At 70.3% G+C, this 24,503-nt stretch carries 27 protein-coding genes; 3 read left to right on the top strand and 24 right to left on the bottom strand.

The window, feature by feature from the left end; translation table 11 throughout:
- Window positions 1-47: 47 nt before the first annotated feature.
- From ACFPQ9_RS10840 to ACFPQ9_RS10755, 18 genes are all read right to left on the bottom strand, one after another.
- Window positions 48-851, bottom strand: coding sequence for a peptidoglycan-binding protein (locus ACFPQ9_RS10840; RefSeq protein WP_380850432.1), 804 nt, complete (start codon window positions 849-851; stop codon window positions 48-50).
- 53 nt (window positions 852-904) lie between these two features.
- Window positions 905-2,851 carry a hypothetical protein gene (locus ACFPQ9_RS10835; protein WP_380850429.1) on the bottom strand — a complete coding sequence of 649 codons (1,947 nt, stop codon included), beginning with the start codon at window positions 2,849-2,851 and terminating at the stop codon, window positions 905-907.
- Between the two features lie 36 nt (window positions 2,852-2,887).
- Window positions 2,888-3,754 carry a hypothetical protein gene (locus ACFPQ9_RS10830; RefSeq protein ID WP_380850426.1) on the bottom strand — a complete coding sequence of 289 codons (867 nt, stop codon included), beginning with the start codon at window positions 3,752-3,754 and terminating at the stop codon, window positions 2,888-2,890.
- Window positions 3,754-4,833 carry a hypothetical protein gene (locus ACFPQ9_RS10825; protein WP_380850423.1) on the bottom strand — a complete coding sequence of 360 codons (1,080 nt, stop codon included), beginning with the start codon at window positions 4,831-4,833 and terminating at the stop codon, window positions 3,754-3,756. Before ACFPQ9_RS10825 ends, ACFPQ9_RS10830 begins: the two co-directional genes overlap by 1 nt.
- A 34-nt stretch (window positions 4,834-4,867) precedes the next feature.
- Window positions 4,868-5,851 carry a hypothetical protein gene (locus tag ACFPQ9_RS10820; protein ID WP_380850420.1) on the bottom strand — a complete coding sequence of 328 codons (984 nt, stop codon included), beginning with the start codon at window positions 5,849-5,851 and terminating at the stop codon, window positions 4,868-4,870.
- Window positions 5,852-5,863: 12 nt separating this feature from the next.
- The gene (locus ACFPQ9_RS10815) at window positions 5,864-6,772 is read right to left on the bottom strand and encodes a phage distal tail protein (protein ID WP_380850417.1); all 909 of its coding nucleotides are present in this window, start codon (window positions 6,770-6,772) and stop codon (window positions 5,864-5,866) included.
- A gap of 3 nt (window positions 6,773-6,775) precedes the next feature.
- A complete protein-coding gene (locus ACFPQ9_RS10810; protein ID WP_380850415.1) occupies window positions 6,776-9,196 on the bottom strand; it encodes a phage tail tape measure protein in 2,421 nt (806 codons plus the stop codon).
- A gap of 224 nt (window positions 9,197-9,420) precedes the next feature.
- Window positions 9,421-9,909 (bottom strand): DUF7426 family protein, encoded by a 489-nt coding sequence (locus ACFPQ9_RS10805; protein ID WP_380850412.1) that lies wholly within the window; start codon window positions 9,907-9,909, stop codon window positions 9,421-9,423.
- Window positions 9,909-10,451, bottom strand: coding sequence for a phage tail tube protein (locus tag ACFPQ9_RS10800; protein WP_380850409.1), 543 nt, complete (start codon window positions 10,449-10,451; stop codon window positions 9,909-9,911). Before ACFPQ9_RS10800 ends, ACFPQ9_RS10805 begins: the two co-directional genes overlap by 1 nt.
- A 9-nt stretch (window positions 10,452-10,460) precedes the next feature.
- Window positions 10,461-10,892 carry a minor capsid protein gene (locus tag ACFPQ9_RS10795; protein ID WP_380850406.1) on the bottom strand — a complete coding sequence of 144 codons (432 nt, stop codon included), beginning with the start codon at window positions 10,890-10,892 and terminating at the stop codon, window positions 10,461-10,463.
- Window positions 10,889-11,242 (bottom strand): hypothetical protein, encoded by a 354-nt coding sequence (locus ACFPQ9_RS10790; protein WP_380850403.1) that lies wholly within the window; start codon window positions 11,240-11,242, stop codon window positions 10,889-10,891. The genes ACFPQ9_RS10795 and ACFPQ9_RS10790 overlap by 4 nt, the downstream gene beginning before the upstream one ends.
- Window positions 11,239-11,559, bottom strand: a complete 321-nt coding sequence (locus ACFPQ9_RS10785; protein WP_380850400.1) for a hypothetical protein — start codon at window positions 11,557-11,559, stop codon at window positions 11,239-11,241. Before ACFPQ9_RS10785 ends, ACFPQ9_RS10790 begins: the two co-directional genes overlap by 4 nt.
- Window positions 11,553-11,951, bottom strand: coding sequence for a hypothetical protein (locus ACFPQ9_RS10780; protein ID WP_380850398.1), 399 nt, complete (start codon window positions 11,949-11,951; stop codon window positions 11,553-11,555). The genes ACFPQ9_RS10785 and ACFPQ9_RS10780 overlap by 7 nt, the downstream gene beginning before the upstream one ends.
- Window positions 11,952-11,955: 4 nt before the next feature.
- Window positions 11,956-12,204 carry a hypothetical protein gene (locus ACFPQ9_RS10775; protein ID WP_380850395.1) on the bottom strand — a complete coding sequence of 83 codons (249 nt, stop codon included), beginning with the start codon at window positions 12,202-12,204 and terminating at the stop codon, window positions 11,956-11,958.
- 11 nt (window positions 12,205-12,215) lie between these two features.
- Window positions 12,216-13,226 carry a major capsid protein gene (locus ACFPQ9_RS10770; protein ID WP_380850392.1) on the bottom strand — a complete coding sequence of 337 codons (1,011 nt, stop codon included), beginning with the start codon at window positions 13,224-13,226 and terminating at the stop codon, window positions 12,216-12,218.
- 9 nt (window positions 13,227-13,235) lie between these two features.
- Window positions 13,236-13,943: a hypothetical protein gene (locus ACFPQ9_RS10765; RefSeq protein WP_380850389.1), complete on the bottom strand. Its 708-nt coding sequence runs from the start codon at window positions 13,941-13,943 to the stop codon at window positions 13,236-13,238.
- Window positions 13,944-14,018: 75 nt separating this feature from the next.
- Window positions 14,019-14,174: a hypothetical protein gene (locus ACFPQ9_RS10760; protein ID WP_380850386.1), complete on the bottom strand. Its 156-nt coding sequence runs from the start codon at window positions 14,172-14,174 to the stop codon at window positions 14,019-14,021.
- Between the two features lie 12 nt (window positions 14,175-14,186).
- Window positions 14,187-16,451, bottom strand: coding sequence for a phage minor capsid protein (locus tag ACFPQ9_RS10755; RefSeq protein WP_380850383.1), 2,265 nt, complete (start codon window positions 16,449-16,451; stop codon window positions 14,187-14,189).
- Window positions 16,452-16,533: 82 nt separating this feature from the next.
- Between ACFPQ9_RS10755 and ACFPQ9_RS10750 the strand changes: the two genes are divergently transcribed.
- Window positions 16,534-17,076 carry a hypothetical protein gene (locus ACFPQ9_RS10750; protein ID WP_380850380.1) on the top strand — a complete coding sequence of 181 codons (543 nt, stop codon included), beginning with the start codon at window positions 16,534-16,536 and terminating at the stop codon, window positions 17,074-17,076.
- Window positions 17,077-17,079: 3 nt separating this feature from the next.
- Here the strand turns inward: ACFPQ9_RS10750 and ACFPQ9_RS10745 are convergent, their stop codons facing one another.
- From ACFPQ9_RS10745 to ACFPQ9_RS10730, 4 genes are all read right to left on the bottom strand, one after another.
- Window positions 17,080-18,498 (bottom strand): phage portal protein, encoded by a 1,419-nt coding sequence (locus tag ACFPQ9_RS10745; RefSeq protein ID WP_380851017.1) that lies wholly within the window; start codon window positions 18,496-18,498, stop codon window positions 17,080-17,082.
- Between the two features lie 49 nt (window positions 18,499-18,547).
- The gene (locus tag ACFPQ9_RS10740; protein ID WP_380850377.1) at window positions 18,548-18,979 is read right to left on the bottom strand and encodes an HNH endonuclease signature motif containing protein; all 432 of its coding nucleotides are present in this window, start codon (window positions 18,977-18,979) and stop codon (window positions 18,548-18,550) included.
- A 71-nt stretch (window positions 18,980-19,050) separates the two neighbouring features.
- Window positions 19,051-20,283, bottom strand: a complete 1,233-nt coding sequence (locus ACFPQ9_RS10735) for a PBSX family phage terminase large subunit (RefSeq protein ID WP_380851015.1) — start codon at window positions 20,281-20,283, stop codon at window positions 19,051-19,053.
- Window positions 20,283-20,726: a helix-turn-helix domain-containing protein gene (locus ACFPQ9_RS10730; protein ID WP_380850374.1), complete on the bottom strand. Its 444-nt coding sequence runs from the start codon at window positions 20,724-20,726 to the stop codon at window positions 20,283-20,285. The genes ACFPQ9_RS10735 and ACFPQ9_RS10730 overlap by 1 nt, the downstream gene beginning before the upstream one ends.
- 61 nt (window positions 20,727-20,787) lie before the next feature.
- On the opposite strand from ACFPQ9_RS10730, the gene ACFPQ9_RS10725 reads away from it, so the two are divergent.
- Entirely contained in the window at window positions 20,788-21,381 is a 594-nt protein-coding gene (locus ACFPQ9_RS10725) for a hypothetical protein (RefSeq protein ID WP_380850371.1), read from the top strand.
- An 84-nt stretch (window positions 21,382-21,465) separates the two neighbouring features.
- On the opposite strand, the gene ACFPQ9_RS10720 is transcribed toward ACFPQ9_RS10725, so the two are convergent.
- A complete protein-coding gene (locus ACFPQ9_RS10720) occupies window positions 21,466-22,638 on the bottom strand; it encodes an HNH endonuclease (RefSeq protein WP_380850368.1) in 1,173 nt (390 codons plus the stop codon).
- A gap of 88 nt (window positions 22,639-22,726) precedes the next feature.
- On the opposite strand from ACFPQ9_RS10720, the gene ACFPQ9_RS10715 reads away from it, so the two are divergent.
- Complete coding sequence (locus ACFPQ9_RS10715; RefSeq protein WP_380850365.1) at window positions 22,727-23,662, top strand: hypothetical protein; 936 nt, start codon at window positions 22,727-22,729, stop codon at window positions 23,660-23,662.
- A gap of 59 nt (window positions 23,663-23,721) precedes the next feature.
- Here the strand turns inward: ACFPQ9_RS10715 and ACFPQ9_RS10710 are convergent, their stop codons facing one another.
- Entirely contained in the window at window positions 23,722-24,489 is a 768-nt protein-coding gene (locus ACFPQ9_RS10710) for a hypothetical protein (protein ID WP_380850362.1), read from the bottom strand.
- Between the last annotated feature and the right edge of the window lie 14 nt (window positions 24,490-24,503).

Genomic DNA, 24,503 nt, shown 5'->3' with positions numbered 1-24,503 from the left:
AACGGGGCCCCGCCCGCGGGCGCGTGGGCGGGGCGAGCAGGGGGTGCTCAGACCTTGGGGACCTTGAGCGCATCCCACGACGCGCGGCCCGGCCACCCGTCGGCGTCGGCGCCTCGGTAGCCGAGGCGCTGCTGCCACCGGGAGTAGCTGCGCCGGTCGATCTCGGTCCACTGGGGGCCGGGGCCGACCGAGTAGACGGCGACGCCCTCGGCGACGAGCCGGCGCCCCATGGCGGTCACGAGCGGAGAGTTCGGCGACCGCTTGAAGAACTCGGCCCCGGGGAACGGAGCGAACCCGGGCCCGGGGCCGGTTCCATCCCCGGGCCGCGGAGCGCCCTGCTGCACCCATCGGTAGAGCGGGCCGCCAGGGCACGCGGTCGGGTGTCCGTCGCGGTGCCCTTTGATCTCGGCGCCGGCGTCCCCTTCCGACCGCAGGTATTCGATCGCGTCGCGCAGACCGGCGAGCTGCGCCGGCGTCGGCTCGGTCAGTCCCGCGCTCCCGAGCAGAGCGCACACCGCGTAGTGCTGCGAGTTGAGCGTCGCCGTGCCGTTGGCGCCCGTCCTTCGGTGCGCACCGCGACCCTCGAACACGGCGCCGTGCGGGCACACGAGCAGGTTGTACGCGATGTCGCTGTAATCCTCGTCGTCGTCGGCGAGGTGACTCGCCTGTATCGCCCGGACCCGCGCCGCGCACTGGCCGTGCGCGTCCGGGGCGGCGAGGGACGGCGGGACGTACGTCCCTTCGTAGTGCACCTTCACCCCGCGGGTGTCGGCGATGTAGGTGAGCTTGTAGCGGCTCGGCCGGGCGCCCCACTGGGCGCGGCTGATGAACTGCACGGTTCCTCCGGGCATGAAAAAGGCCCCGGGCCGACTGGCACGGGGCGGACGTGGAAGGGGGCGGGCGTCTACGCGAGCGCCGCCCAAAATCGGTTAGCGCCGTTCTCCATGGAGGCGAGCGCGATCGAGGCGGGGGCCGAGGCGGCGCCGGTCGCGTACACGCCGAAGCGCTTTACGGCCGTGCCGTACCCGAAGAAGTTGGGCGGGGCCCCCGCGCCGCTCTCAGCGGCGAGCAGCATCGGGCCGTCGCCCGTGCCGGTGTTGTACTGGAGTCGCCACGCGATGTAGAACACGCCGGCCGGTGCCGAGTAGGCGGCGGTGAGCGGCGAGGAAATCGTCGCGCCGCCGGCGTTGTGGACCTCGGCGGGCTCGTACGTCGCGGTGGACATGTCGCCGGTCGCGGCCACCCGCGCGCCGGTCGAGTCGTAGATCGCCGCCCAAGAACCGGACCCGAGTCCGCCGGCGTACCCGGTCGCGAACCACACGATCCGGTTGATCGTGGTCGGCACGCGCAGCACGACCGCGGTTACGCGGATCGGGCCCGACCCCGGGTAGAGCGCCGTCGACTGAGCGAGGGCGGGATCGAACGCCCACGTCGCGAGACCGTGGTCGGTCGGCAGCCATTCGCCACCCCCGAGGGCATCTACGTATGACTTCCTCGCGAGGTGGTTTGCCGTTGTCGGGGCCGCCGAGCTCGACGGGACAGCGCTGAACGTCTTGCTCCCCGAAACCGTCTGAGTGCCGGCGAGCAGGACGGCGGCGGTCGTGAGCGGGTACCGGGCGTCGGCCGCGGTCTGATCGAGCGCGCCCACGTCGGCCGCGGCGAGCACGACCGCGCCGGTTCGGCCGTTGACGGACGCGACAGCGCCGCCCCCGCCCGCGCCCACGACGACGATCTGCCCGTCGCCCTGTCGAACCTTGGCGACGCCGCCCTCGGAGTACAGGACGGCGGCGCCCGCGGCGGCGGCCGTCGGCACGGTGCCGGCGTCCTTGAGCGCGATCACGCCGATGCCCCCGCCCGTGTCCGCCGTCGAGTCGCCGACGCGCAGGGAACGATCGACGTACAGGTTCCCGGTCTGCACCCGGACCGATCCCGTCGGGCGGATCTCGAACAGCGGGGTTGGCTTGTCCTCGGCCCGGACGACGAGCGGCAGCTCGCTCGACCCTGCGGGCAGGGTGATCACGGCGGGCCCGGACGCTGGCACGGCCCCGAGGTCGGCCGCGGCGAGCACGACGACGGCGCCCGTCTTCCCGTTGACCGACTGCACGATGCCGGGCGTCCCGGCGGTCCCGGGCGGGCCCGCCGCTCCGGTGTCGCCCTTGGGGCCGCGCAGGTTCCCGCGCGCCGCGCCCCACCCCGATCCGGTGTTCTGGTGAACGTCCCCGGTGTCGGTCCGCAGCAGCACGTCGCCCGCACGGGTGCCCGTGCTCGGCGTGCTGCCGTTGTTCACGTACAGGGCCGAGCCGCGCACGTCGCCGCCGAGCTGCGCCCACGCGCCGCCCGACCGCTGCCACGTCGAGACCGTGGTCGAGGGCACGCCGAGGACGGTTGCGGTCTCGTACCTGATGTAGAGGTCGCCGTCGACCCCGAGGCCGGCGGCGGGTGCGGTGGTGCCCGAGTAGATCCTCGACCCGGGGACGCCGATCGGCCCCCGCTCGCCCTGCGGGCCGGGCACGCCCACGTAGTTCGGTTTCGCTGGGTCAGTCGGCGCGATGTCGGCGAGGTCGACCTCGGGCTGAGCCCGGGGTAGCAGGATCGTGTACGACCGCCCGACGGGGATTCCTCCGAGCTGTTCCGTGACCTGATATCCCCAGCCTGCCGGGTCCATGTTGGGGGCGTCCGTCGCGGGCAGGGTGACCTCGATCGCCCCCTGTCCGTCGAGCTGCACGGACACGGGGCCGCCGAGGATCACGTCGGCCTGCGGGAAGGTGAGAGCGGTCACGGGAGCGCGGAAGATCACGCTTCCGGACAGCGGTTGACCGTCGGGCGCCAGGAACCGCGCCCGCAGGGTCACAGTAGGTATGGAAGGGGGAAGCAGGGCGGGGCCCTCCTAGTCGTCGATGGTGTGCAGCCCCGGCTCGGCGGCCGAGGGCGGGGCCGGCGTCGGTGTCGCCTCGGCGGCGGGCGCACCGCGGAACTCGGGTGCGGCGGCGCGCGCGGCGGTCTCTGCAAACGGCGGCGGGTCGGGGACCTCTTCCGGGGTGAACGTGTTCCGCGTGTAGGCGTGGAAGACCCTTGTTTCGATGCCGCTGCCAGCGGTCTTGACGCGGTGTTGGATGTTGAAGCCGACGTAATCCTGAAAGCCAACGCCGTGCATCGGTTGTGTGATCGTCTTGTTCACCCACGTCCCGCCGGCCGGTATGTCGTACTCGGCGAGAGCGACCTCGCCCCCGCCCGCGGGCAGCATGTTGATCCGGACCTGTCCCCCTCCGGGCGAGGCGATGCTCGACAGGGTGATGACCGCGACGGCGTTGTGTATCGGGGCGCCGCCAACCCATGCGTACTGATAGCTCGTGCCCTCGGTCCCCTGCTGCTTGGTTGGGTAGAGCTGAATCGGCATCCATGGGCGACCGAGGAACTCTTTCGAGTAGTAGTCATCCATGAGGATCACGGCGCCCGCGCGTGAGAACGTGCGAGTCATGTTCGACCCCTCGCCACTCCCGCCAACGCTGTAGGCGAGCGTTCCGTCGGACCGTTGAATGCCGACGCCGTAGGCGCCATCCCAGTGCCGCCCCACCGCGAAAATCCCGGTCCCGTCCGGCGCCCTGACTTCGAGCGAACCCCCCTCGGCGATCCGTACGGGACCGTTGGTGATCTCGTTCAGGGCCGGTCGGATCTGCGCACGACCGGTGAGCTCGCGCACCTTCCGTTCAAGTTCGCGGATGCGGTCGAGCAGGTCGATCGGGATCGCTGCCACTAGGCGGCCTCCACATAGAGCTTGGCGGTCTCGGGGCGTCCGCGCAGGGGCGGGCTGATCGCGAGACCGACGACCCGGTATCGGCGGTCGAGCCCTTCGGCCCACCACAGGTCCCGGATACGTACGCGGACGGTTGCGCCGAGCAGCGCGGGGGACAGAGCAACCCGATCGAGTGCGACAGTGAGCTCGGGGATCGGCCGCGGGTCGAGCGCGGCGGCGAGGTCGGCCCGCGCGTGCGCGGCAAGGGTGGCGGGCTCGGTCACGGTCGAGTAGTCGGAAGTCCCGTCGAGCCGCGGCCACCCAGCGGTGAGCTGCGCGGTCTCTTCGAGTAGCTCGGTCATCATGGGCAGGCTCTCGGCGGTCTGGTTCTTGTTGTCCGAGGCGCCCCTGCTCTGCCACACATTGGCGCGCACGGTCGCGTCGATCGGCCACCCGTAGGACATGACCGGGCCCGGGTGGTCGAGCACGATCTCGGACTCGCCCGTTCGGATCACGGGTGCCCCGAGTTGCAGCCGCTTGACCCGCCGACCGTTCCCGTCACGGAAACTCGCGATCCGCCACTCGAAACCGTCCTCGACCGCTCCGAGTTGGTCGATCACCTCACGTATGCGCGGGTGGTCGAAGCGGCGGAACGTTCGATCACGCTTCGTTCCCGAGAGCTGCTCGGCGTCGTACTCGATTCCGATATCGCCGCCGGCCAGACTCGCGGAGTAGTCGATCAGGCCGCGCACGATGTCGAACTGATCGACACCGGTCGCCTGCTGCGTGTGGAAGATCGCGCGGTGGTCGAGGTACGACGCCCATCCGCCCGCCTGAATCCGCAGACCCAACATGCCGCGGGCGTCGCTCGTGAGTGCTGCCGTCCACGGGATGCCGCCCCACCAGATGTCCGGCCCGCGCTCGATCCACATCGCGGTACGGCCGAGTTCGAGGGCGGCGCGGGCACGGGCGGCGATCTGTCGGTTCGGCAGGGGTACGGTCGCCGAGGCGCTGCCGATCTTGCCGATGTAGTCGTCGAGCGCCACGTCGGTCACGGGCAGGATGTCGAGCACCTGATCGGTGCGAAGGTCGCAGAGCACGACTCGGTATGCGGGGGTGATCGCGGATCACCCCCTATCCGTCGAGCGGGTAGATCAGCCCCGACAGAGCCGCCCACGTGGTCAGGCTCGGGTTACCGATGATCTTGAGATGCCCGTTTGTCTGGCAGTCGATCTTGACCGGCACGCCTCCCGCGGCGATCGACGCCGAAGTGTGCAGAGCGGGGCGCGCTGCTGCCGGCAGCGGGGCCGCGAGCGGCTGACCCGCAAGGGGCGGGGCCGCGTTCGTCGTCCACGAGAATCCGCCGCGCCACTGCATGTGAGGGACGCCGCCGAGCATGATCCGCCGGTAGCGCAAGGTCCCCTGTGAGTTCCCGCCGTTGGTGTAGCCGGCGGCGAGGGCCGGGGCCGTCCACCCGATCACCGGATCGAGGGTCTGCCACGCCGACCCGTCCCATCGGTCGAGCCCCTGCCCGTTGTCGCGGTACTGGCCCGGGTAGGCGCCGGTGAACGAGAGCCCCCACCCGCGCGGGATCACGCCGCCGTACGCCGCGGTGAAGCGGCGCCGGTCGGCGAGCGCCGAGCCCCACGTGATCCCGCCCGTGCCCGCCGACACTCCGGCCGGAACGGTGATGTCCCACAACCGCAGGGCCGTAGCGGGCAGTTGCGGGGGGCTCGGCGTTGCCGACGCCGCGCCCTGTACGAGCTCGACCCGGGCGGTCGTCGTGGTGCCGGTGTCGTACAGCTCGTCGACCACCCGCAGCACGAGCGAGTCGATCCGCCCGTGCTGAGCGTTCCCGTCGGTGACCGTGAGGGTCTCGGGTGCCGTGACCGCGACCGGGTAGGCACCCTGTACGTCGGTTCCCTGCACGATGGCGCGGCCGACGCCGAGCTGCACCTGCATGGCGCCGACCCCGGTCGCTTTCAGTGCGTCGCCGCCGGCGATCACGCCGTCGCGGGTCGTCATGGCGCCTTCGGGCGCCATCACCCCGAGCGGGGCGAGGCGGGTGTCTTCTCTGGTCTGTCCCGCGGGGAGCAGCCATCCGGCCCGTACGGTCAACGGAATCTCTCCTTACCAGTAGGCGGAGCGCCACCGGATCGAGGCCGAGGCGCGGGGGTCGGTCGAGCCCGGGGCAGCGCGGAACGCGAGCGAGGTCGATCCCGGGGGTAGGACGAAAAGCGCCTCGGGCGCCGAGCGGGCCGTCGCGGTGTAGAGCCGCGAGGCGGTGCCATTCAGGGTCACCGTTCCGTCGCGGGTGTCGACGAGCAGCTCGTCGTCGCCGGCGAGGTCGATGTCGTACTCGACCACCTCGCCCGTGCGCAGGTTCGTGATCGAGGGCAGCGAGACCGGCCCCCGGAAGCGCACCGTGGGGTGCGCCGGCGCGTCCCCTTCGTTCACCGCGCGCAGCGTCCCGGTACTTCCCGGGGCCCCGAACGCGAGCGGGTACAGCAATCGCTCGGGGCCCGGGGTCACGAGCCAGTCGAGACCGGGCTCGGGCGCGGGCAGCGCGGTCACGGCTTCCTGCTCGATCAGGCTGTACCGCCTCGGGTCGCTCGCCTCGAACTGCAACGCCGCCCCGGTCGCGACGCCGATCGCGTACCCGCCCGTGGCGACGGGCACGGCACGGCGAACGCATCGCGCCCAAGCGAGCAGGGGCGGGGAGTCGTCGAGTCGGATCACGAGCGCCTGCTCGTCGTCGCGGAGCGCGGTCGCCGACGACAGGGCCCGGACGGCGGCGCTCATCCGTCCGGGCTCGGTCCTGATCACGATGTCGTCGAGGGTGATCGTCCTCGCCTCGGCGAGAAGCCGGCCCGGGTAGGCGCCGTGCGCATCCGCCCGCGGGACGGTCCCCGAGGCGAACCCGGGTGAGTCCTCCCACCCGGTGAGGGACCGCCACCGGTACGCGGTGCGCGGCCCGAGCAGCAGATCGTCGCCGAACTGAACGTGCCCGGCAAGGGTGATCATGTCGCCTGCGGCCAACGATCACCCCCTGCCCTTGGCGTGCCATGCGAGGGCGACCGCGGTCTCGTCCGCGCTCGCCGAGCCGGCGTGCCAGTTCTCGATGTGAACGGCGGGGCCGCCCCAACCGCCCTGCGCACCCGCGCCGTACGCGGGCCCGCCCGCGGGGGCGAGCTGCGGGGCGTCGGGCACCGTGACTAGTCGCCGCATGGTGCGGTCGACGGCGGGTGAGCCAGCCTTAATGCCCTCGACGATTCCCGCCGGAATCCACTTACCGATCTTGTCGCGCATGAGACGCGACGGGCTACGAATTCCGAGTGCCTTTGCGATCGGGCCCGGAATCAAATCCTTGGCCCACGACATAAGCGTCGAACGCAACCAAGAGCCCATGCCCTTGATGCCGTTCCACAGACCCATGATCAGATCACGGCCCTTGTCGTACAGCATCGAGCCGAAATTGCCGAAGTAGCTCGCGATGCTCCCCGGCAAGCCGCGCACAAACGCGAGCAGTTCACCCGCCTTGCGCTGCGTTCCCGACTTGATCGAATCCCAATGCTTGATGATCAAGCCGACGAGCGTCCAGTTCAGGAAGAAATCGACGATGCGTCCCGGGATTCCCCGGACCCAATCGACGGTTGCATTCCAGACGCGAACCGTTCCACTCTTGATCGAATCCCAGTGCTTGATTATGAGGCCGACAAGAGTCCAATTCAGGAAGAATTGGAGAATCGTTTCTCCGATTCCCTTAAGCTTGCCCCATACCCAATCCCAAGCGGCGGCCGTCGCCGCTGTGATCTTGTCCCAGTTGGCGACGACGAGCGCGACGATCCCGACGACCGCCGCGATCACGAGCGCGATCGGCCCCATGGCGAGCAGCCACGCAGCAGCCATCCGGGCGCCCTGTATCAGGCTCTGCGTGCCCATGAGCACCCATGCCCCGACCACCCGCAGCGCGGCGGCCCCCGCGCCCAACCCTTGGGCCACCCACCCCGCCAGAATCCCGGCGTTGAGCAGGACGAACCGGGCCGCGGCCGTAACACCCGCCGCTGTCTGCGTCGCCCAACCGGTGACGACTGCTGTCGTCGTCGTCCACGCTGTGACACCCAACGCGATCAGCGTCGGCAGCATCAGCACGCCGATCACGCCGGCGGCGATCGAGAGCGCCGTCGAGTGCTCGGAGATCCACCCGACAGACGCGCGGAACGCACCGCCGAGCCCACCCTCGCCGATCCAGTCAGCAGCCTTTTCGAGCCCCGGAACAAGATAGTTCCCGAGGACCCCAACGACCTTCTGCTCAATGCCACGCTTGAACGCTTCAATCTTTGTCGCCGCATTGTCGTGCAGCGCGTCGCCCGCTTTATCGGTGGCGCCCTTGACATCCCCAAGCGCCTTGACTGCGTTCGACGGGTCAAGCGAGTGGATCGCTTTCTGCATGTCCTCGGCCTTGGTGCCAAAAAGGCCGAGAGCGATTTCCGACTGCTTCGCAGGGTCCTTCACGCCTCGCAGCTTGTCGAGGATTTGATCGAGAGCCTTTGCGGCCTCCGGACCGCCCTTCTGAAAAACCTTCTGCATTGACTCGGCAGAAAACCCGAGGTCCTCATAGGCGGTAGCGGTGGCCTCGCTCATCCCCTGAGCCTGTAGGGTGAATTCCTTCAAGCTGTCCGCGACGACATCAGCGTCACGAGCGCCACCCTTGAGCCCCTGCTGCAAAAGGCCCATCGACGTCTGAGCGTCGAGACCGAGCTGCCGGAATTCCGTCGGATATTCCGAGAAAGTATCGAGCAAATCCTCGGCGACATCGATCCCGTTCTGCGAACCCTTGACGAGCACGTCGAGGGCTTCCTGCGCCGAGTCCGCAAGACCCGTCTTCATCATCGTGCCGACGGCCCGAGACACCTTTGACACGTCCTCGCCCATGACGGACGCGGCCGAAGCAACCTGGGTCGCAAGCTGCTTGACTTGCCCCTGCGTGGCATCGGGCGGCAGCAGACCACCGCGGGCGATCCCCTTGACGATGTCGGCGCCTTCCTCGACCGACTCGACAATCGCGCCGGCGTAGAGATCGCCGGCGACCTTGCCGTACGCGGCGGCGACCGGCCCAGTCGTACCGAGCTGCGCCTGCAACTGCCCCGGGATCTTGCTCTGTTCGAGCGCCTTCCCGATACCGCCCATGAGGGCCCCGCCGATCGCGGCCCCGATCGCGGCGGCGGCGAACCCCCGCAGGGCGGTCCCCATACCCGAGCTCGCCTGCTCGGCCCCATCTGCCGCACCCTCGGCGAGACCGTCGCCGAGCGCGGCGCCCGCTTCATCGCCCGCGGCCTCGGCTGCGGCGGCGATCCGGTCCCCGCCCGACTGCACCGCGGCGCGGGCCCGGTCCATCCCGGCGGCGGCGCCCGAGTCGTCGATCGAGACTGTGGCGGCGAGCTCGCCCACCAACAGCGCCATGGGGCCTCACCTCCCCACGGACGCACCTCCCCGAGGGGAGGAATCAGACGGAGGAGTGAGGACCCGCGCGAGGCGGGACTCAGCAGAGAGCAGGGCGAGGATGCGCACGCGTAGCCATCGCCACGACCGGGCCCGCAGCAGGCCCGGGGTGCCTAGGTCGATGCCGTAGACCTCGTGCAGATCGGCCTCGACGAGCGGCCACTCGGCGAGGATCTGCGCCCACGTCAGTGAGGCTTGCGGTCCTTCTTGCCCTTTCCTCGGGCGGGTGCCGGGCGGGTCCTCGTACCACTCGTAGAGCCCCGACTCGGGGTCGAGCTCGCCGCACCCGATCGGTTCCGGCGAGCTGCCCGGTTCGGGGCCAGTCGAGAAGGGTCGCCGGCCGCGTTCCAGTACCGTTCCGCGGCCTGCTTGTCCTGTGCGATCCACACCATGGCGGTGATCGCGCAGTGCTTGAGCGCCGGCCACTTCACGCCGTCGGCGATCATCTGATCGTGCGCGGGGCCGAGTACGTCGCGGTAGAGGTCGCGCTCGGCGGCGTCGCCGAGCACCTGCTCGTCGGCCCGTCCGCCGTCGGCGGCGACCGCGGCGGCGTTGATCAGTGCCTGCGTGCGCAGACCGATCTCGGCAGACGGGGCGGGCACGGTGTAGAGGCGGCCGGCGACGGGCAGTTCGAGCGACTCGTCGAGCAGCTCGTCGAGTGCCTCGAACGCCACTACGCATCACCCCCGGTCTTGAGCGTCTTGGCCTCGGCGGCGGCGAACGTGCCCCCGCCGGCGACAGGGTTAGTGATCTCGACGAGCGGGCCGGAACCGGTAAGCGTGACCTTGATCGTGTCGACCTCATCCGGGCCGCCCCCGTCGGGCTCCCACGTCACCAGGGCGGAACCTTCCTGCGCGTCGTTGGCGCCGTTCCGGTCGTAGTAGCGGACCCGTACGTAACTCTTGGCGCCGAACGACCGGGACGCCTTCCGGAGTGCTTCCTGCGCGGCGTTGAACACGCCGGTCGTCGGGTGCGCGCGGTGCGCGATCGTGGTCTCGATCGACCACGCGAGCATGGTCACGGCCTGCTCGCTCCACCCCTCGGCGTCGTAGGTGGTCACTTCCTGCTGAGTCGGTTCGATCTTCGGCGTGAACTCGGTGACTCCGGGGACCAGCGTCCACACCGGTGTACCGGGCGTCGTGCCCATATCCAGCTCAAGGCGGTACCGGCGGGCGAGCGCGGTTACGGTCTCGGCCGGGGGCGTCGGGGTGCTCAATGGCGCCTCCTATTCGAGGTTGGGGTGCGCCCGGTGGGCGCGGGCGTAGTAGTTGGCGGACCGCTCCCAGCGGCCGGCCGAGTCGGCGCCGATCGGGGCGGCTGAGACGCGAAAGACGAGCTGCACGGGGATGGCGCCGAAGCGGTGCGGTCCGGACGCGTGCAGCAGCTCGTGCACCTGGTCGTCGAGGGCGTCGACCTCGCGCGGGTCGGCGCCGGCGCGGGTGCGGACCTGAATCCCGGTGGTGGTGTCGGTGAGCACCGACGAGTCGGTGACCGGGTAGGCAGACAGGCAGATGACGCGGTCGGGCGCGGGAGGAAGGGCGGCGACGGTGATCGCGGTCTCGCCGGCGGCGTACGGGCCGTCGGTGCGGTAGGTGCCGACGCCGGCGGCGTGCAGCAGGCGGGCGAGACCGTCGAGCAGGTCGACGGTGTAGGTCATCGCAGCGCGCGCCGGATCTGCGCGGCGATCAGCGCTTGTACCTCGCCGGCGGTCTCGGGCAGCACGCTTTCGAGGTACTTCGCCGACCGGCCGGGGGAGTGCCGGGCGGTCATGTCCTCATGGACGCGGGTGGCGTACGGGGTGTCGTAGGACACCGCGGCGACGAGCTGCTGCTCGTCGACCGAGGTCGCGCCCGAGCGTTCGAGGGTGCCCTCGTTAATCGGCACGCGCTGCCTGCTCGCGGCGAGGACGTGCTCGGCGCCGAGCAGTACGCCGCGGGCCGCAGCCTCGCGGATGGCGTCGGTGACGGAGTCGCCGTTCCAACGGAGTCGGGCGCGCTGCGGGCTCATTCGCACATCACCTCCGTGGACGCGGGGACCGGTAGACCCGGGGCGGTGTGCGAGGCGGTCGTGATCGCCGTGGCGATCCGGCCGTCGGGCAGGGTGACGCGCGATCCGGGCGGGCAGTCGAGGCCCGGGGCGGCGATGATCTGCGCGCTGCTGGTGACCTCGCGGCCGTCGGGGGCGCGCACCATGCGCACGGCCTTGCCGACGAGCGCGGGGTGCTCGACGAGCGGCCCGTACGTCGGGCCGTACGCGCCGTCGCCGAGGTAGGGCTCGACGCCGATCCGGTGGCGGAGCAGGGAGGGCGGGACGCGGGTCACCACGGGATCACCCGCCCCGGTTCGAGGCCGGCGCGGCGCAGCGCGCGGGCGGCGCGCGGGGCGAGCTCGACGCCGGACGCGCCCGCGGTCGAGGCGGCGCGGCCGGACAGGGAGACGGGGCCGATCGAGATGCTGTCCCATCGACCCTGCGCCCCGGTGCCGTCGTCGCCGGCGGCGAGCCAGTATTCGACCTGCGCGCACGTCGCCGAGGCAAGCGCGGCGGCGATCGTCGAGTCGAGCGGGTCGCCGTCCTCATCCACTGGATAGATCGCGGTGAGCAGCGCCGAGTCGATGTCCTCGCCGGCCCGCGCGATCAGCCGCTCGGCGTCCGGTGGTGCCGGTGTGCCGAGCCATGCGGCGAGGGCCTCGGGGGTGGCGTAGGGCAGTCGCGCCACACGGTCACCCCCTCGGCTTGCCGCGGGCAGCAGAACGGCCCGCCGACTTGTCGTCTGGCGGGCCGTCCGGTTCGGCCGTGGGCTCATCGCCCGGCGGATCGTGGTCGAGGGGCTCGACGGTGTAGCCGGCCCCCTCGCAGTAGCCGATTACGGCCCGGTCGCTGGTGGTAGCGGTGCCGTTGACGAACGGGACGCCGCCGGGCCCCTCGCCGGTGAAGTCGGCGACCGGGGCCGTAATGCGCATGGTGGTCATGTGGTGCCCCCTCACGCGCTCTTGATGTTGCGGAACACGGCGGCGGCGCGGGTGGCCTTGAGCACCGGAGCGACCGGGCCCATCTCGACCTCGCCGACCTTGACGGCGCCGGCCCGGTCGAACTCGGGGAGCCACGTGTTCACGAGCGGCGAGCCGCCCCCGACCGAGGCACCGTGGAAAGCGTCGAGCCCGTACCGGACGGCGTACAGGTCGCCGAGGCCGGTCACGTTCCCGCCGGCGGCGGCGCCGTCCGGGTCACGGGTGACGAGCCCGATTACGTCCGTGTTCGAGCCGGCCTTGCTCTTGAGGTCGACGAGCGGGATTCCGTTGTACGCGGTGACCGGGCGGCCGAACGCGTCGGTCGTCTTGTCGAGCTGATCGGTCCACGCCGCGATGGTCTTGAACAGAGACAGGGTCTTGCGGTTGCCGTAGATCACATCCGGGACGTCATCCATGGTGGCGAGCCAGTCGTCGACGTGGCGCTGCGCGGCGAGCGCGGCGCCCTTGTCGGTGATCCCGGTCCAGTCGACGAAACCGGTCGCGACGCCGTTGTTCAGCGGCAGGTACTCGGTCGAGCTGCCGGTGAGGATCTTCGACAGACCGTCGAACCCCTTCGCGTCGGTGGCCTTGTCGCCGTTGATCACGGCGTCGGCGAACCGCGCCCGCGATGCCTTGATGAGCTGCTGCATGTTCAGCGTGACGGCGCCCGAGGCGGCCGGGCCGATACGGGCGATCACGCGGTCGATCTGGAAGCTACCGCCGAGCGGGACGAGATCGACGGTGTAGCGCTGCGTCGAGACCTCGGCGGGGGTGTACTCGGTGTTCAGCGCGCGGAAGTCGGCGGCGCGCTGCGTGATCAGCCGGCGGTACCCGTACGTGAGGGTGTCGCCGCCGGTCGGGGAAACGACGTTGTCGAACGTCATCCGGTCGAGGATGTCCGAGCTCTTACGGAACTCGTCGATCACGTTCACGTCGAGGTCATCGGCCGCGTTGTTCCGGGCCTCGGCAAGGGAGGTGGGCAAAGGTTTCTCCTAGATGGTTCTGCTGCCGAGGCGGGCGGCGACGGCGTCGTGCAGGGAGGTCGCGCGCCGGTCGCCGGCGGGCGGGCCGTTGAACTCGCCGCCCCCGCGCGGGGGCCCGGTCGGGGTGGCGCGGTAGAGGTCGGGGTCGGCGTCGACCGCGGCTTTGATCGCGGTCGTGAGCGCGGCGTCGAAACCGGCGTCGGCGGGGTCGAGGTCGGCGACCGAGGCGAGGAAGGCGCGGGAGTTCAGCAGGCGGTCGCCTCGGGCGCCGGTGTCGGCGGCGACGCGGGCGACGGCGAGCTCGACGCGCGCGGAGCGGAGCGCGGTCGCGTTCTCGGCGAGCAGCCGGTCGCGTTCGGCGACGGCGGCGGCGAGCGCGGCGGGGTCCTTCTCGGACTCGGGATCGTTGGGGTTGAGCGCGCGGGTCACGGCGTCCAGTGCGGCGCGCAGCTCGTCGCGCTCGGCCGCGGCCTGCTCGGCTCGGGTCGTGGCCTCGGCGAGCTGCTGCTCGGCGGCGGGGTCGCCGGCCGGCGGAGTGCTCGGGGCCGGTGCCGGGTTGGGGTCACCGGTCGGGGCGGGCGGGGTGGCGGGGTCGCCGCCCTCGCCCGAGCCGCCCTTGATCGGCCAGATTGCGCGGCCGTCGCGGCGGCGGCCGAGGGCGCGCTCGCCGGTGCGCGGGTGGATCGGCAGGGAGTCGTCGAGGATGTGCTCGGGCATGGTGGCTCGGCCCTCCGAGGGCGTGGTGCGGGCATGAAAGAAGGCCGCCCGAAAGCGGCCCGGTGTCGGTGGTGGCTACTGCTCGGCCTGCTCGGCGGCGACGTAGCCACGGACCCATGCGGCAGTCAGCCGCGGGTCGGTGTAGCGGGGGGCGTCGGTCGGCGGCCGGCCGGCGCGCGCGGCGGCGAGCCCCTCGCGGCGTGCACGCAGCGCCTGCTCGCGGAACCCCAACAGATCACCCCCTCACTGCTTGAGCCACTGGGCGTGTGCGGACTGGCGGGCGGTCTCGCCGGCGCCGGTGCGGACACCGGTCACCTGCTCGGTGAACTCGGCGAGGGTGATCCGGGGCGAGACGTCTTCCCAAAACCTGATCAGGTCCTCGCTCGCGCGGGCGTACGCAACGTGGGCCGGCCCTGAGAACAAGAGGCTCGGGTTATGCCCTGCGGCCCGGGCCTTGCGGTTGAGCAGGTTCCCGCGGGTGTAGTCCTCGGCGGCGAGCAACTGCACATAGATGTGCTCGTCGTACATCTCGCGTATCTCTGCGCGGCTGTACGCCCCGCGCGCCGAGCGGGCTTCGAGCTCGCGCTCGTACACCCATCGCTCGGTTGAGGACATGTGCTCGGTGCCGTCCGGGCCGCGCTCGACGTCGGCGCCGTACGGCCCCCACTCGTCGGGGTCCGCGGGCGGCGGATCGTCGAGGCGGATCGGGTGTATGGCGTCGTCGAGGGCGTCGCGGGCGGCGAGGGTGTCGGCGACCGTCGCGCCGGCCGCGGGCGGCGGCGGGGCGGGCGGGTGCCGGCGGTCGATCTCGCCGGCGATCCGCTCGGCGTCCGCCGGCGAGGCGTAGCGGATGCCCCACACGAGCAGCTCGTCGCCGAGCTCGGAGAGGTCGCCAGCGAGGCGCCCGCCCGGGAACAGGGAGTCGAGCAGGCGGCGCCGGTGGATCTCGGCGCCGATCGCCGGCCGGTCCTCGGGCACGTGCCGCGCCCGGGTAGCGAGCGCCTGCTCGGACATCCCTAGCAGGTCGGCCCGCACTCCGGGCATGGCGGCGTCGACGTCTCGGCGGTCGGCCTCGGCCATGACGCGCAGCAGACCGTCGTCGTCGAGGTGCAGCGCGACGCGGGCGAGCTCGTCGTCGCTGAACTCGGCGAGGCTGTCGACCATGCGCCCGCCGGGGCGGATACGGTCGAGCAGCGCCTGCTCGTCGCGGCGGTCCGCCTCGGCGGTGATCCGGTCGCGGTCGCGCTCGTCGAGCACCCCGGGCCGCAGCGCGGCGCCGAGCTGCTCGTCGGTCATCTCGGGCAGGGTGCGCTCGTCGCCGGCGCGGACCCGCGCGGCCTCGAACGGGTCCGCCCCCGGGCCGCTCGGCGTACCGGGGCGGCCCGCGGTGCCGCCCTCCGGCGGGAGGTTGCTCGCTCCGGGCTGCTCGCGCTCGCGTCGGCGGATGAGCTCGGGATGCTGCGCGAGGTGCTCGCGCATCCGGCCCTGCCACTGCCGCACCCGCGCCTCGGCCGCTTTCTTGGGCTCGGGTGTCGTGGCGGTGGCGCTGCGGTTTTTCCACTTTCTGATGGCGCGCTCGATCGCCCTCTGTCGTTGCGTTGCTTCGTAGCCGGCGGGGTCCTCGGAGTGCTCGACCGGCGCCCGGGTGACACCGGGGAGGTAGGCCGAGGTCGAGTGGCGGCAGTTGGGGTGTTGCAGTCCCGAGCGGCGGGCGTCGTCGAGAGATCCGGCGACGTGGACCCGCACGGTGCGGTCGTCGATCGTGGCGTGCTCGACCTCGATCGTCCGCGCGCCGCTCGGTCCGTCGAGCGCAAGCACCTTGCCCTCGAACGGGTCGCAAAGATCGCAGTTGTGGGGGGCGTTGGAGACGATCACGAGCGAGACGCCGGCGGCGCGCAGCTTGTCGCCGTGCGCCTCGACCGCGGCCCGCCCGACGGCGGTCCGTACGGCCATCTCGGCATAGCTCGTCATCTGCCACGCGCGCCCGCCCTTGTCGACGAACGTCCGCAAGCCCCGGTCGGCGAACCGTTCGAGGGCGCGTTGCGTGGCCTGCCGACGGGTGTCGATGCCGAGGAGTGGGGTCGCCGTCACTTCGCTGATGACTTGCCGGTATCCGTCTTCGACGCCGCGGAGAATCCCGCGATGCGTCTCGGTGACGAGCTCGATCGTCTCGGCGGCGAGGCGGTCAACGGCGCGGGTGTTGGGTGTGCTGTCGGCGATCCGGCGGGCGTCGGCATCCGAGAGGGCGCCGAGCTCGGCGAGGCCGGCGCGCGCCCCAACGTCGTACGCCTCGGTCACTGCCGAGAACACTTCAAGGTCGAGAGCGGTCGCGAGGGCGTCGACGACACCCTGCGCCGCGCGGCGTAGGGGCTGAATCGCGGCGAGCTTGGCCACGGCCCACCCGGGGGCGTCGAATCCCTCGGCGAGCTGCCGCGCGACGATGCCGAGCAGGCGCTGCTCGGCGTCCGCGTAGAGGTCGCGGACGCCGGCCGAGAGATCCTCGACCATTCCGGGATGGATCGACATCATCCCCCCGTCCAAGCAGCCGAACCGGGCGATGCTGTCAGTCAGTTCCCTTAAGATCCGACCTATGCCGCAGTCGCGACCATCAATCTCCGCCGCCTTGAAACGGGAACTTCTCGAAGAGGCCGGCTATGGCTGCGCCATACCGGGATGCGGCGTCACGATGCCGTTGGATCGCGCGCACCTCTTGGACTGGGCAAAGACCCGTGATGACCGGTTCGGCAACCAAATCATGTTGTGCAAGAACCATCACGGGCTGCACGGGAAGACCATCACCACACAGGACCTGCGCGTAATCAAGGCAAAATTGGCTTTCAGGCAGGGTCGTTATGGTAAACATGCACTCTCTCTGCTGCGAATGCATGCCGTCCTTCGAATACCTCGCATTGACCTTTATCAAAGCAATGAAAACCTGAGGGTGACGGTTGACCCGCTGGCTCGGGACGGCTATTACCAATTGCGAAAACGCGAGTTCGATAGTCGCCAAGGATGCATTGTGGAGCGTTGGGAGCTGACGCAGAACGGCCGCTTCTTTACATGGGCTTGGCGTGAATCTGGAGATGATCTGGTGATGCCTGTTGAATCAAAGATGTGCCGGCATGTGGCTTGAAGCTCAATCCAAGCTGCCGAGTTGCATGGGGTCGGGCACTGCCGTGCCCCACTCGATGCTGATACGGGCGACCTCGGCGTGCACGTCTGTTTCGTCCCACTCAGGATGGATCATCCGAACTTTGGTCTCGGTCGAGACGGCTTGCGCCTGCTGGAGGAGTGCCAGGGTTTGAGCGAGCGAGGACGTGTCGTCCGTGATCGTGTCGCCGAATGCGACTCGGGGCCGCTCGGGCACGATGCGCGGCGTGAAGAACTGCCGGTCGAGCAGCAGCAGAACGTGCAGGATGTCGGCAACGGGCGGGGTCCAGTACCTCACTTTCTTCCCCCGAGTGATCATGCTCTTTCGCTCGCGCGCCTTGATCTCGGTCGCGGTCACGGCGGCGCCCTGGTCGCCGAGCCCGAACGTCGCCGCCGAGTATCCGGCACTCATCACGGCTTGCCGGGTGATCGCGGCCGAGGTGCGCTCGTGCTCGTCGACCCTGATCGAGAACTGATTCAGGGTGATGCCGGCGCCGCCCTGCTCGGTCGGCGGGATGTTGAGAAGGGTCCAGATTTCCCGGTCGTCGTCAAAGCTCGCGCCGCGGCCGGGCCCGTGGTCGCGTAGGTACCCGTCGGGGACGAGCAGCCGCGCGCGGGCGAGCCGCAGGTCGCGAATCCATGACGTCCATGTCGTGTCGAGGGCGTCGAACAGGTCATACAGGGGAGCGCTGTAGTCGCTGCGTCCGAACGGCGAGCCGCGGTGCTTGCGGTGGGGTCGGATGTTGGGGCAGTAGGCGGCGGTCAGCAGGTCGATACCGGTCTCGATCGCGTCGCCGTCCGGGCCGAGCGAGTCGGCGAGGGCGGCGACCTCGGGGTGTTCGGTGAGCGGCACCCGTATGCCGAGGCTGTCGGCCGAACCCTGGTAGAGCCCGTGCTCGATCCGGCCCGGGGAGTGCCGTTCGAGGTGGCGCCACACCGTGACCGAGTCTGCGGCGAGCTCGCGCCAGAACGTCACGGCGGCGAGGTGCCCCCAGCGCCATTCGGGCACGGCGGCGTCGGGGTGCACGGTCGTGAGCAGCGGCCGGCTGGCGAGCGAGCGATCCCACGTGACGCGCAGGTACACGCCGCCGAGCGCGGCGGCGACCTCGGCCGCTTCAAGCAGGGTGTTCGCGATGCCGTCGGCCGCGGCGAGCTCGTCGAGCCGGTTTTGCGTGCCGGTGTCGTCGACGGTGAACTCGGGCGGCTCGCTGAACAACAGATCGGCGCTCGCGGTGGCGATGTCGCCGGGCAGGGGGATGTGCAGCGGGTGATCGGGGGCCCCGGGCTGCTCGGCCCGGTCGCGTCCCCACAAGCGGCGCCGGCCGTCGCGTCGCCGCGGGGCGTCGCGGTAGACGGTGGCGAGCTTGTCGCGGTCGCCGGAGTACCAAGCATCATCGACCCGCACCTCGGCGTAGTGCCGAGCGAGGGCCGGCGGGGGCCACGGCGCGCCGTTGTCAGGCAGGGGCACAGCTCACCCCCCGCCGTCGGTCTCGGGCCCGCCGTGCCGCGCACGGCCGGCAGTGCCGGGTGCCGTTCGGGGCGCGGTAGGTGTTCACGCGGTTGAACCGGTGCCCGCGGGCGCAGTGCGTCTGACGCGCCCGACGCGCGGCCGGGCTGATCCCTCGCCTGATGTTGGTCCGGGTGGTGACCACTTCGAGGTGATCAGGGTTGACGCAGTGGCGCCGGCGGCAAAGGTGGTCGATCACGAGCCCGCGGGGAATCGGCCCCCGTACGAGCTCATAGGCGACACGGTGCGCGTACTGCGGGCGGTCGGCGACCTTGAACTGCCCGTACCCGTTGGGCTTGATGTGAGCCGTCCAGTCCCAGCACCCGAGAGGGCCGGGGGCGACCTTGTCGAGGAACCGGTCGGTCAGGGAAGGGGGCACGCGATCACTCCCTCGGTGTGCTCGGGCCCGGGGCGCGGTGAGGCGCCCCGGGCGGGGTGGTGGGGGAGTGATCAGGCGGCGATCGTCAGCAGTCCGCGCCACTCGTGCACGGTGCTGTGCACCGCGTAGCGCAGCGCGTCGAGCGAGTGATCGTCCTGTTTGACGGGGCGGTCCTCGCCGCGGGCCGCGGCGGCGTCGTCCCATACGTACGTGGGGAATTCGGCGAGCAGTCCCTCGCACGAGCGGTGCACCAGGAGCGCGCCGGCGTCGAGGGCGTTCGCCACGCTGCGGATGCCGTCGAGCACGCTGTTATTGGCACGGGCGACGTTCGGGTACCCGTCGGCCCATAGCTGCGTGGAGTAGCTCGCCGCGCTCGGGTCGATGAACGTCCACTCGGGCCGCACGCCCTGCTCGGAGATCCATTTACGGACGGCGCGGCTGTACTGCGCGTCGGTCATCTGCCGGCGTGTGGCTCGGGCGTCGTGCCGCCACTCGCTCACCGCGTACAGTCGGCCGTCGGTGCCGAGGCCGAGCAGGATCGCCGAGAACGGGTTGCTCGTGCCGTAGTCCACGCCGACCCAATAGCGATGGATCTCGGGCAATTCGTCGACGACGTGCCGCTGCTCGTCGTACATGTCGTAGATCGCGCCCTCGGCGACGACCCACTCGCCGAGGATCATCCGGCGCCGCCAAAGTCCGGTGTACTCCGCGGACAGTGCCTTGACGTAGGCCGGTGACAGGGCGGGATTGTCGGCGAGCTTGAAGTGCCAGGAAGCGAGGTCGAGCTCGTGCTGCCGGTCGAGGTACTTCGCTTTGAGCCAGTGCCGAGGGCCGTCGGGGTTGGTGGTGCCGATCAGGATTGCGCGGGCGACACTCAGTCGGGCGAGTAGCTGAGTGAAGAACGCTTCCGGCAGCAACGTGACCTCGTCGGCGTATGCGACGGAAGCGGTCAGTCCTCGCAGCCGGCCCTCGGACCGAGAGTCACTCGCGCCGATCAGGTGTACAACTCGGCCGAGGATCACGGCCGTTGTTGCACCGCGGGTGTGGTGGACCTCGGCCGCGGTGTCCGAGAACAACTCGGGGTCTTGAAGCGGCTCGATCACGTTCCGCTCGATCGTGGCGAGCGACCGTCCCACAATCAGGATGAGTCCCGAGGGGGGTGCACGCCGTACGGCGAGCAGGAAGCGCAACAGGCTGGAGATCGTCTTACCGGAGCGCACCGACCCGTGCCACAAGTTGATACGGGCCGTGGCCTCGCGGATCGAGCGCAGTTGCTTGTCGGAAAGGTGTCCCGCCGAGGCAATCACCCCCCGTCCGGTGCACCGTCCTGCGGGCCGAGCAGGGCGTCGGCGAGGCGGTCGAGCATTCCGCCGGCGCTGCTGGTCTTGGTGTTACGGGCGAGCTCGGCGACCTTGGCGTGCACTTCGGTGAGCGCGCGGGCGGCGGTTGCGTAGTCGCGGGCGTCGCGTGCAGAGTCGGCGGCGCCGACCCGCTCAACCTGAGCGAGGGCGCCGTCGAGGGCGTCGTCGGCGAGCTGCTCGCGGCGGGCGGCGGCGTCCGCCGTGCGCGCCTCGGTCGCGGCGGCGACCCGCGCCCCGCCCGAGAACGCGAGCCCCTCGGCGGCGGCGATCTTAGAGACGGTGGCGGCTCCGCGGCCGAGCTCGCGGGCGATCTGATTACGGGACTTGCCCTCGGCGTGCAGCCGGCGAACTGCCTCGCGGTCGTGGTCTTGGATCGGTTGAGCCATAGCTGCTCACCTCCTTGACCGATGCGGTTTGCGGATGCGGACCGCTGCGCATACTGGCCGGGTGACCGTACTTTCTGAACTCACTACCAGAGGATTGCCGGTCCTTGTCGCTGGCGTTCTCGGGTTTGTCCTAGCGTCGCATGTGGCCGGTCGTCAGGAGCTGGGCAAGGCTCGTGCTGCGGCCCAACTTGCACTCCGTGCGGAAGTCGTGGAGTTGCGCGCTCACTTGTCGTATCACTGGCGCCGGTACGAGCTGCACGAGACCTATCCGGATGCTTTTCTGACGTACGCGGCGAGGTCGCGTCGTCTCTGCGACATGGTGGCCCGCGCGTGGGAGATGTCGCCGCGCCGCAGGAAGAGTGTCCGTCAGTGTCTCGTGCAGCTCTTCGGCGAGTTGGATGTCCGAGCGGCCGAAGAGCTCTCGATGGTGTCCCTGGGGGATCGGTGTCATCCCGCGAACGATTCCGAGGTGTGGTCGGCAGTCCATGCGGCTGAGATCGACGAAGTCGCGGAACTGGGGCTCAACATGCCTGGCAGTCTCCACGAATTCGCCGACGACCCTTCCAGCGAAGACAAGTACAACCAAACTCGGTCGGACCTGGATGCGCTGCTTCGCGTGGCTGGAGGGGTCGAGCGACTCGCCCCCGTACGGTAGAGAGCTTTCGGGCACGCCGGAGGCGCCACCAACATTAGGTCACGGCCCGATAACGGCGCAAGGGTGTTCTTGGGCTCGCCAGCTTCACACCGAGCGGCCGGTGCGGTTCAGCCACTCCTTGTAGCGCCATGCAAGCGCATCCGTGTGCGGCGGGCGGGGGAGGTCAAGTCGTGGGTGAATGATGCCGAGCTCATCGAGGCTCGGGCCCTCTGGGCGGACTTCTACGGTGAACGTGTCGGGGTGAATCGCGAAGAGGTGGGCATCGAACGCTCGGTGAAGGGCCGCGTTCATCGGTAGGCCGTTGCGGGCGTCGGAGCTTCCGCCGTCAGCGTCTCCGCGTAGATGGGCAGCCTCTATCATCTGCGGAACTGCGATGCCGGAGAGGGGGCAGCGAGGCCCATAGCGGCGGAACACTTCAAGCTTGAACCGAGCCTGATCGGGGCGGACGGTCACGGAGGAAGTGCGCTTGCGGCTGCGGTTGCCCTCCAGGGAGAACGGCTCGTCGTCTGAGCGGTCCCTGTCGATGATGCGCTCGGGGGCCTTGTCGCCGAACTCGACGAGGAACAGGCTGCTCTCGTCCTCCCAACCTTCAACCCAGGCAAGCTGAACGGTGCGGTACTCGCCCACTTCGGCGATCACGAACACGGGAAGCTTGAGTTCCGCGGCGGCCTTTGTGGCGTTGACCTCGGCGAGGTCACGCCCTCGGGCCTTTGTTACCGGGTAGTGGTAGAGCACTCCGGTCTCGCTGAGGTCATCGGGATAGTGCTGGCCCGTGTGCTTGAGCCCCATGGTCACGCCGTAGGGATGCACCTTCTTCGTGCGCGACAGGTCAGCCCAGATGCCTCGGAAGTTGCCGTATGCGCCGGCATCCCGAACGGCATCGGCGGTAAGCAGTCCGTTGTCGTCTCGACGGTCCATGAGGTTCGCCCACACGGCGAGTCGCCAAGCACGTTCCTGCTCCACCGTCTGAGAGTGGCTATCCAGCACCGTGAACCCCAGGCTGCGGAGTACCTTGTTGGTCGCTGCCTCTCCGCCGTCGAACTGATCGTTCGTGAGCGCGCCGGCGTCTGGGTGTTGATGCCCGTGGGCCACACCTGCGATAGCTTTTGCGTCGTAGAGCCGGCCGGCGTGGCTGACGTAATAGCGGGTCGAGGCGCCAAAGTCGTACCGCTTCCGGAATGCGATCCCGCCGAGGTCGTCAAACTCGGCAAGGGCCGCCTTCACGGCCTCGGCATCCGTCAAGTCTTGGATCTTCACTGGCACCCCTCAGTCATCCGTGTCGAGTTGAGCGTAGACAACAGGACTGACAGGGCGTGACGAGCTGCGTAAACGGGCGGCGCGGGCTGTGGCGCGACCGTACCGTTTCCGCATGACGTTCCCTCCGCAGCCCCCGCCGCCCAAGGCATCGGATGTACAGCTCACCCCCCGACTCCTCGAACGGGCGGCCCACTCGATCAGCCTCGCTCTGGACCACGCCGACAAGCTGCTCGGCCGCGGGCTCGACGGCCGCGGCAAGGAGCAAGACATAGTCGCGATCAAGGACGGCGTAAGCGGGCCGACGCGAGATGCACGGCTGCGTCTCTATGAGCTGCTGCACGAGACCGCCGAGCTCGCACAGTGCAGTGCTCTTGATCACCTTCGGGCGCTCCCTGCCGACCTCATGCGCGACCCGCAGCCGACGTTCTCGCACCTGACCCTCGCCCGGGTAGCCATGGAAGCCGGCGGGATGTTCGCCTACCTCACCGATCGCGACGTCGACGTGCGCGAGCTCCTCGCACGGATCGCCGGTATCCAGATGGCGGACGTCGATACGGCCCTGCGGTTCGCCGAATCCCACACCGAGCGCCCCGATCTCGTCGCCGCCATGCAGCAGACGGAACAGGAACTGCTCGCCCTGCTTGATGGAGCCGGGGTCACGCACCGAAGGAACAAGCGGGGTCAACTCATCGAGACCGACCTCGACGGCCACAAGACGAGTGGCGACATGGGGATCGCCAAGGCGGCCCGTGCGTTCCTGGGCCACGACGATCACGACCCCTACAACCTGTTGTCGGGCGGCGCGCACAGCCGGCCATGGCTCCTTCGGAGCGCCAGGGAGACGCCGCCGGACGGTGGGTCCGTCCTGTACTTGCTGTGGTTCACGAAAGCCCTGCTGACGGTGTGGCTTGAGCGGTGGGCGGCATACACCGGTGCCGAGCTCGACCCGCCCATCACGAAGGTGGTCCAGGGCATCACCATCACGATTCAGCGCGCTGCCGAAGGGGACTTCAACAGTGCGTGACGCAATGCAGCAATGACCGGCGTCGGCCCGATCTTCCTCGGGTCGCCGCCGGTCGCTGTTTAGGCCGCCGCAACGGCGCTGAGGTCCACCCCGAGCGCGGCGATCAGCTCGGGAAGGTCGTCCCACTCCCACACCCGCGCCCGCTCCCTGCTGTCGAGCGGCACGGGGGCTGAGCAGGCGCGCCCACCCGAGCAGGTCACGGCCGGCGGCCCGTCGGGGGCACTGTGCAAGGTGAGCTCGCCCTCGCACCACGGGCACGGCTCGGGCAGTGGGGTGTCGCGCTGGTCGAGGCCGAGGGCGCGCAGCACCCGGGCCTCGGCGATCCGCGCGGTACGCCGCGCTTCGTGCAGCAGGTGCAGCGGCAGCACCTCGAACGGTGGCGGGGCGAGGGCGCCGTCGAGCTCGCGCTCGGGGGCGGTGTCCTCATCCTGCACGCGCCCCTCGATCCACACGCACGCCCAGTGCAGCCCGTGCACCCGCGATCCGGCGGCACGCCGGCTGTCGGGTGCGCTCGGGTCGGCGGACAGCCATGCCCGGGGGTCGCCCTGCTCGGTGCGCTGTACGGCGGCGGCGAGGGTGTCGGCGAGGTCGAACACGAGCCGCTCGACGCCGCGGCCGGCGTCGAGGGCGCCGAGGTTGATCGGGGCGGGGTGCTCGCGCAGCACGAGCGGGGACCGGTCCTCGACGACGAGCTGCTCGTCGCTCTCGCGCATGGTGTGTGCGAGCTGCCGCGGTGGCCAGTGATCGGCCGGCGGTTCCTCGATCGCGAGCAGCAGCTCGGCCCACCGGCCGCGGATCGTCCGCAGCGCGCGCACAGTCTCGTGCACAGCCTGTGTGTAAC

Source organism: Streptomyces coerulescens, from assembly GCF_042657965.1.
GTDB classification, from domain to species: Bacteria; Actinomycetota; Actinomycetes; order Streptomycetales; family Streptomycetaceae; genus Streptomyces; species Streptomyces coerulescens.
The sequence above is the reverse complement of the archived record's forward strand: the minus strand, read 5'-3'. Positions and strand labels throughout refer to the sequence as shown.

Bases quoted from the DNA above. Each gene is read 5' to 3' on its own strand.
- ACFPQ9_RS10775 (WP_380850395.1), bottom strand. From the start codon at position 12,204: ATGACCACCATGCGCATTACGGCCCCGGTCGCCGACTTCACCGGCGAG.
- ACFPQ9_RS10795 (WP_380850406.1), bottom strand. From the start codon at position 10,892: ATGACCTACACCGTCGACCTGCTCGACGGTCTCGCCCGCCTGCTGCAC.
- ACFPQ9_RS10755 (WP_380850383.1), bottom strand. From the start codon at position 16,451: ATGGTCGAGGATCTCTCGGCCGGCGTCCGCGACCTCTACGCGGACGCC.
- ACFPQ9_RS10790 (WP_380850403.1), bottom strand. From the start codon at position 11,242: ATGAGCCCGCAGCGCGCCCGACTCCGTTGGAACGGCGACTCCGTCACC.
- ACFPQ9_RS10840 (WP_380850432.1), bottom strand. From the start codon at position 851: ATGCCCGGAGGAACCGTGCAGTTCATCAGCCGCGCCCAGTGGGGCGCC.
- ACFPQ9_RS10750 (WP_380850380.1), top strand. From the start codon at position 16,534: ATGCCGCAGTCGCGACCATCAATCTCCGCCGCCTTGAAACGGGAACTT.
- ACFPQ9_RS10810 (WP_380850415.1), bottom strand. From the start codon at position 9,196: ATGGCGCTGTTGGTGGGCGAGCTCGCCGCCACAGTCTCGATCGACGAC.
- ACFPQ9_RS10730 (WP_380850374.1), bottom strand. From the start codon at position 20,726: ATGGCTCAACCGATCCAAGACCACGACCGCGAGGCAGTTCGCCGGCTG.
- ACFPQ9_RS10765 (WP_380850389.1), bottom strand. From the start codon at position 13,943: ATGCCCGAGCACATCCTCGACGACTCCCTGCCGATCCACCCGCGCACC.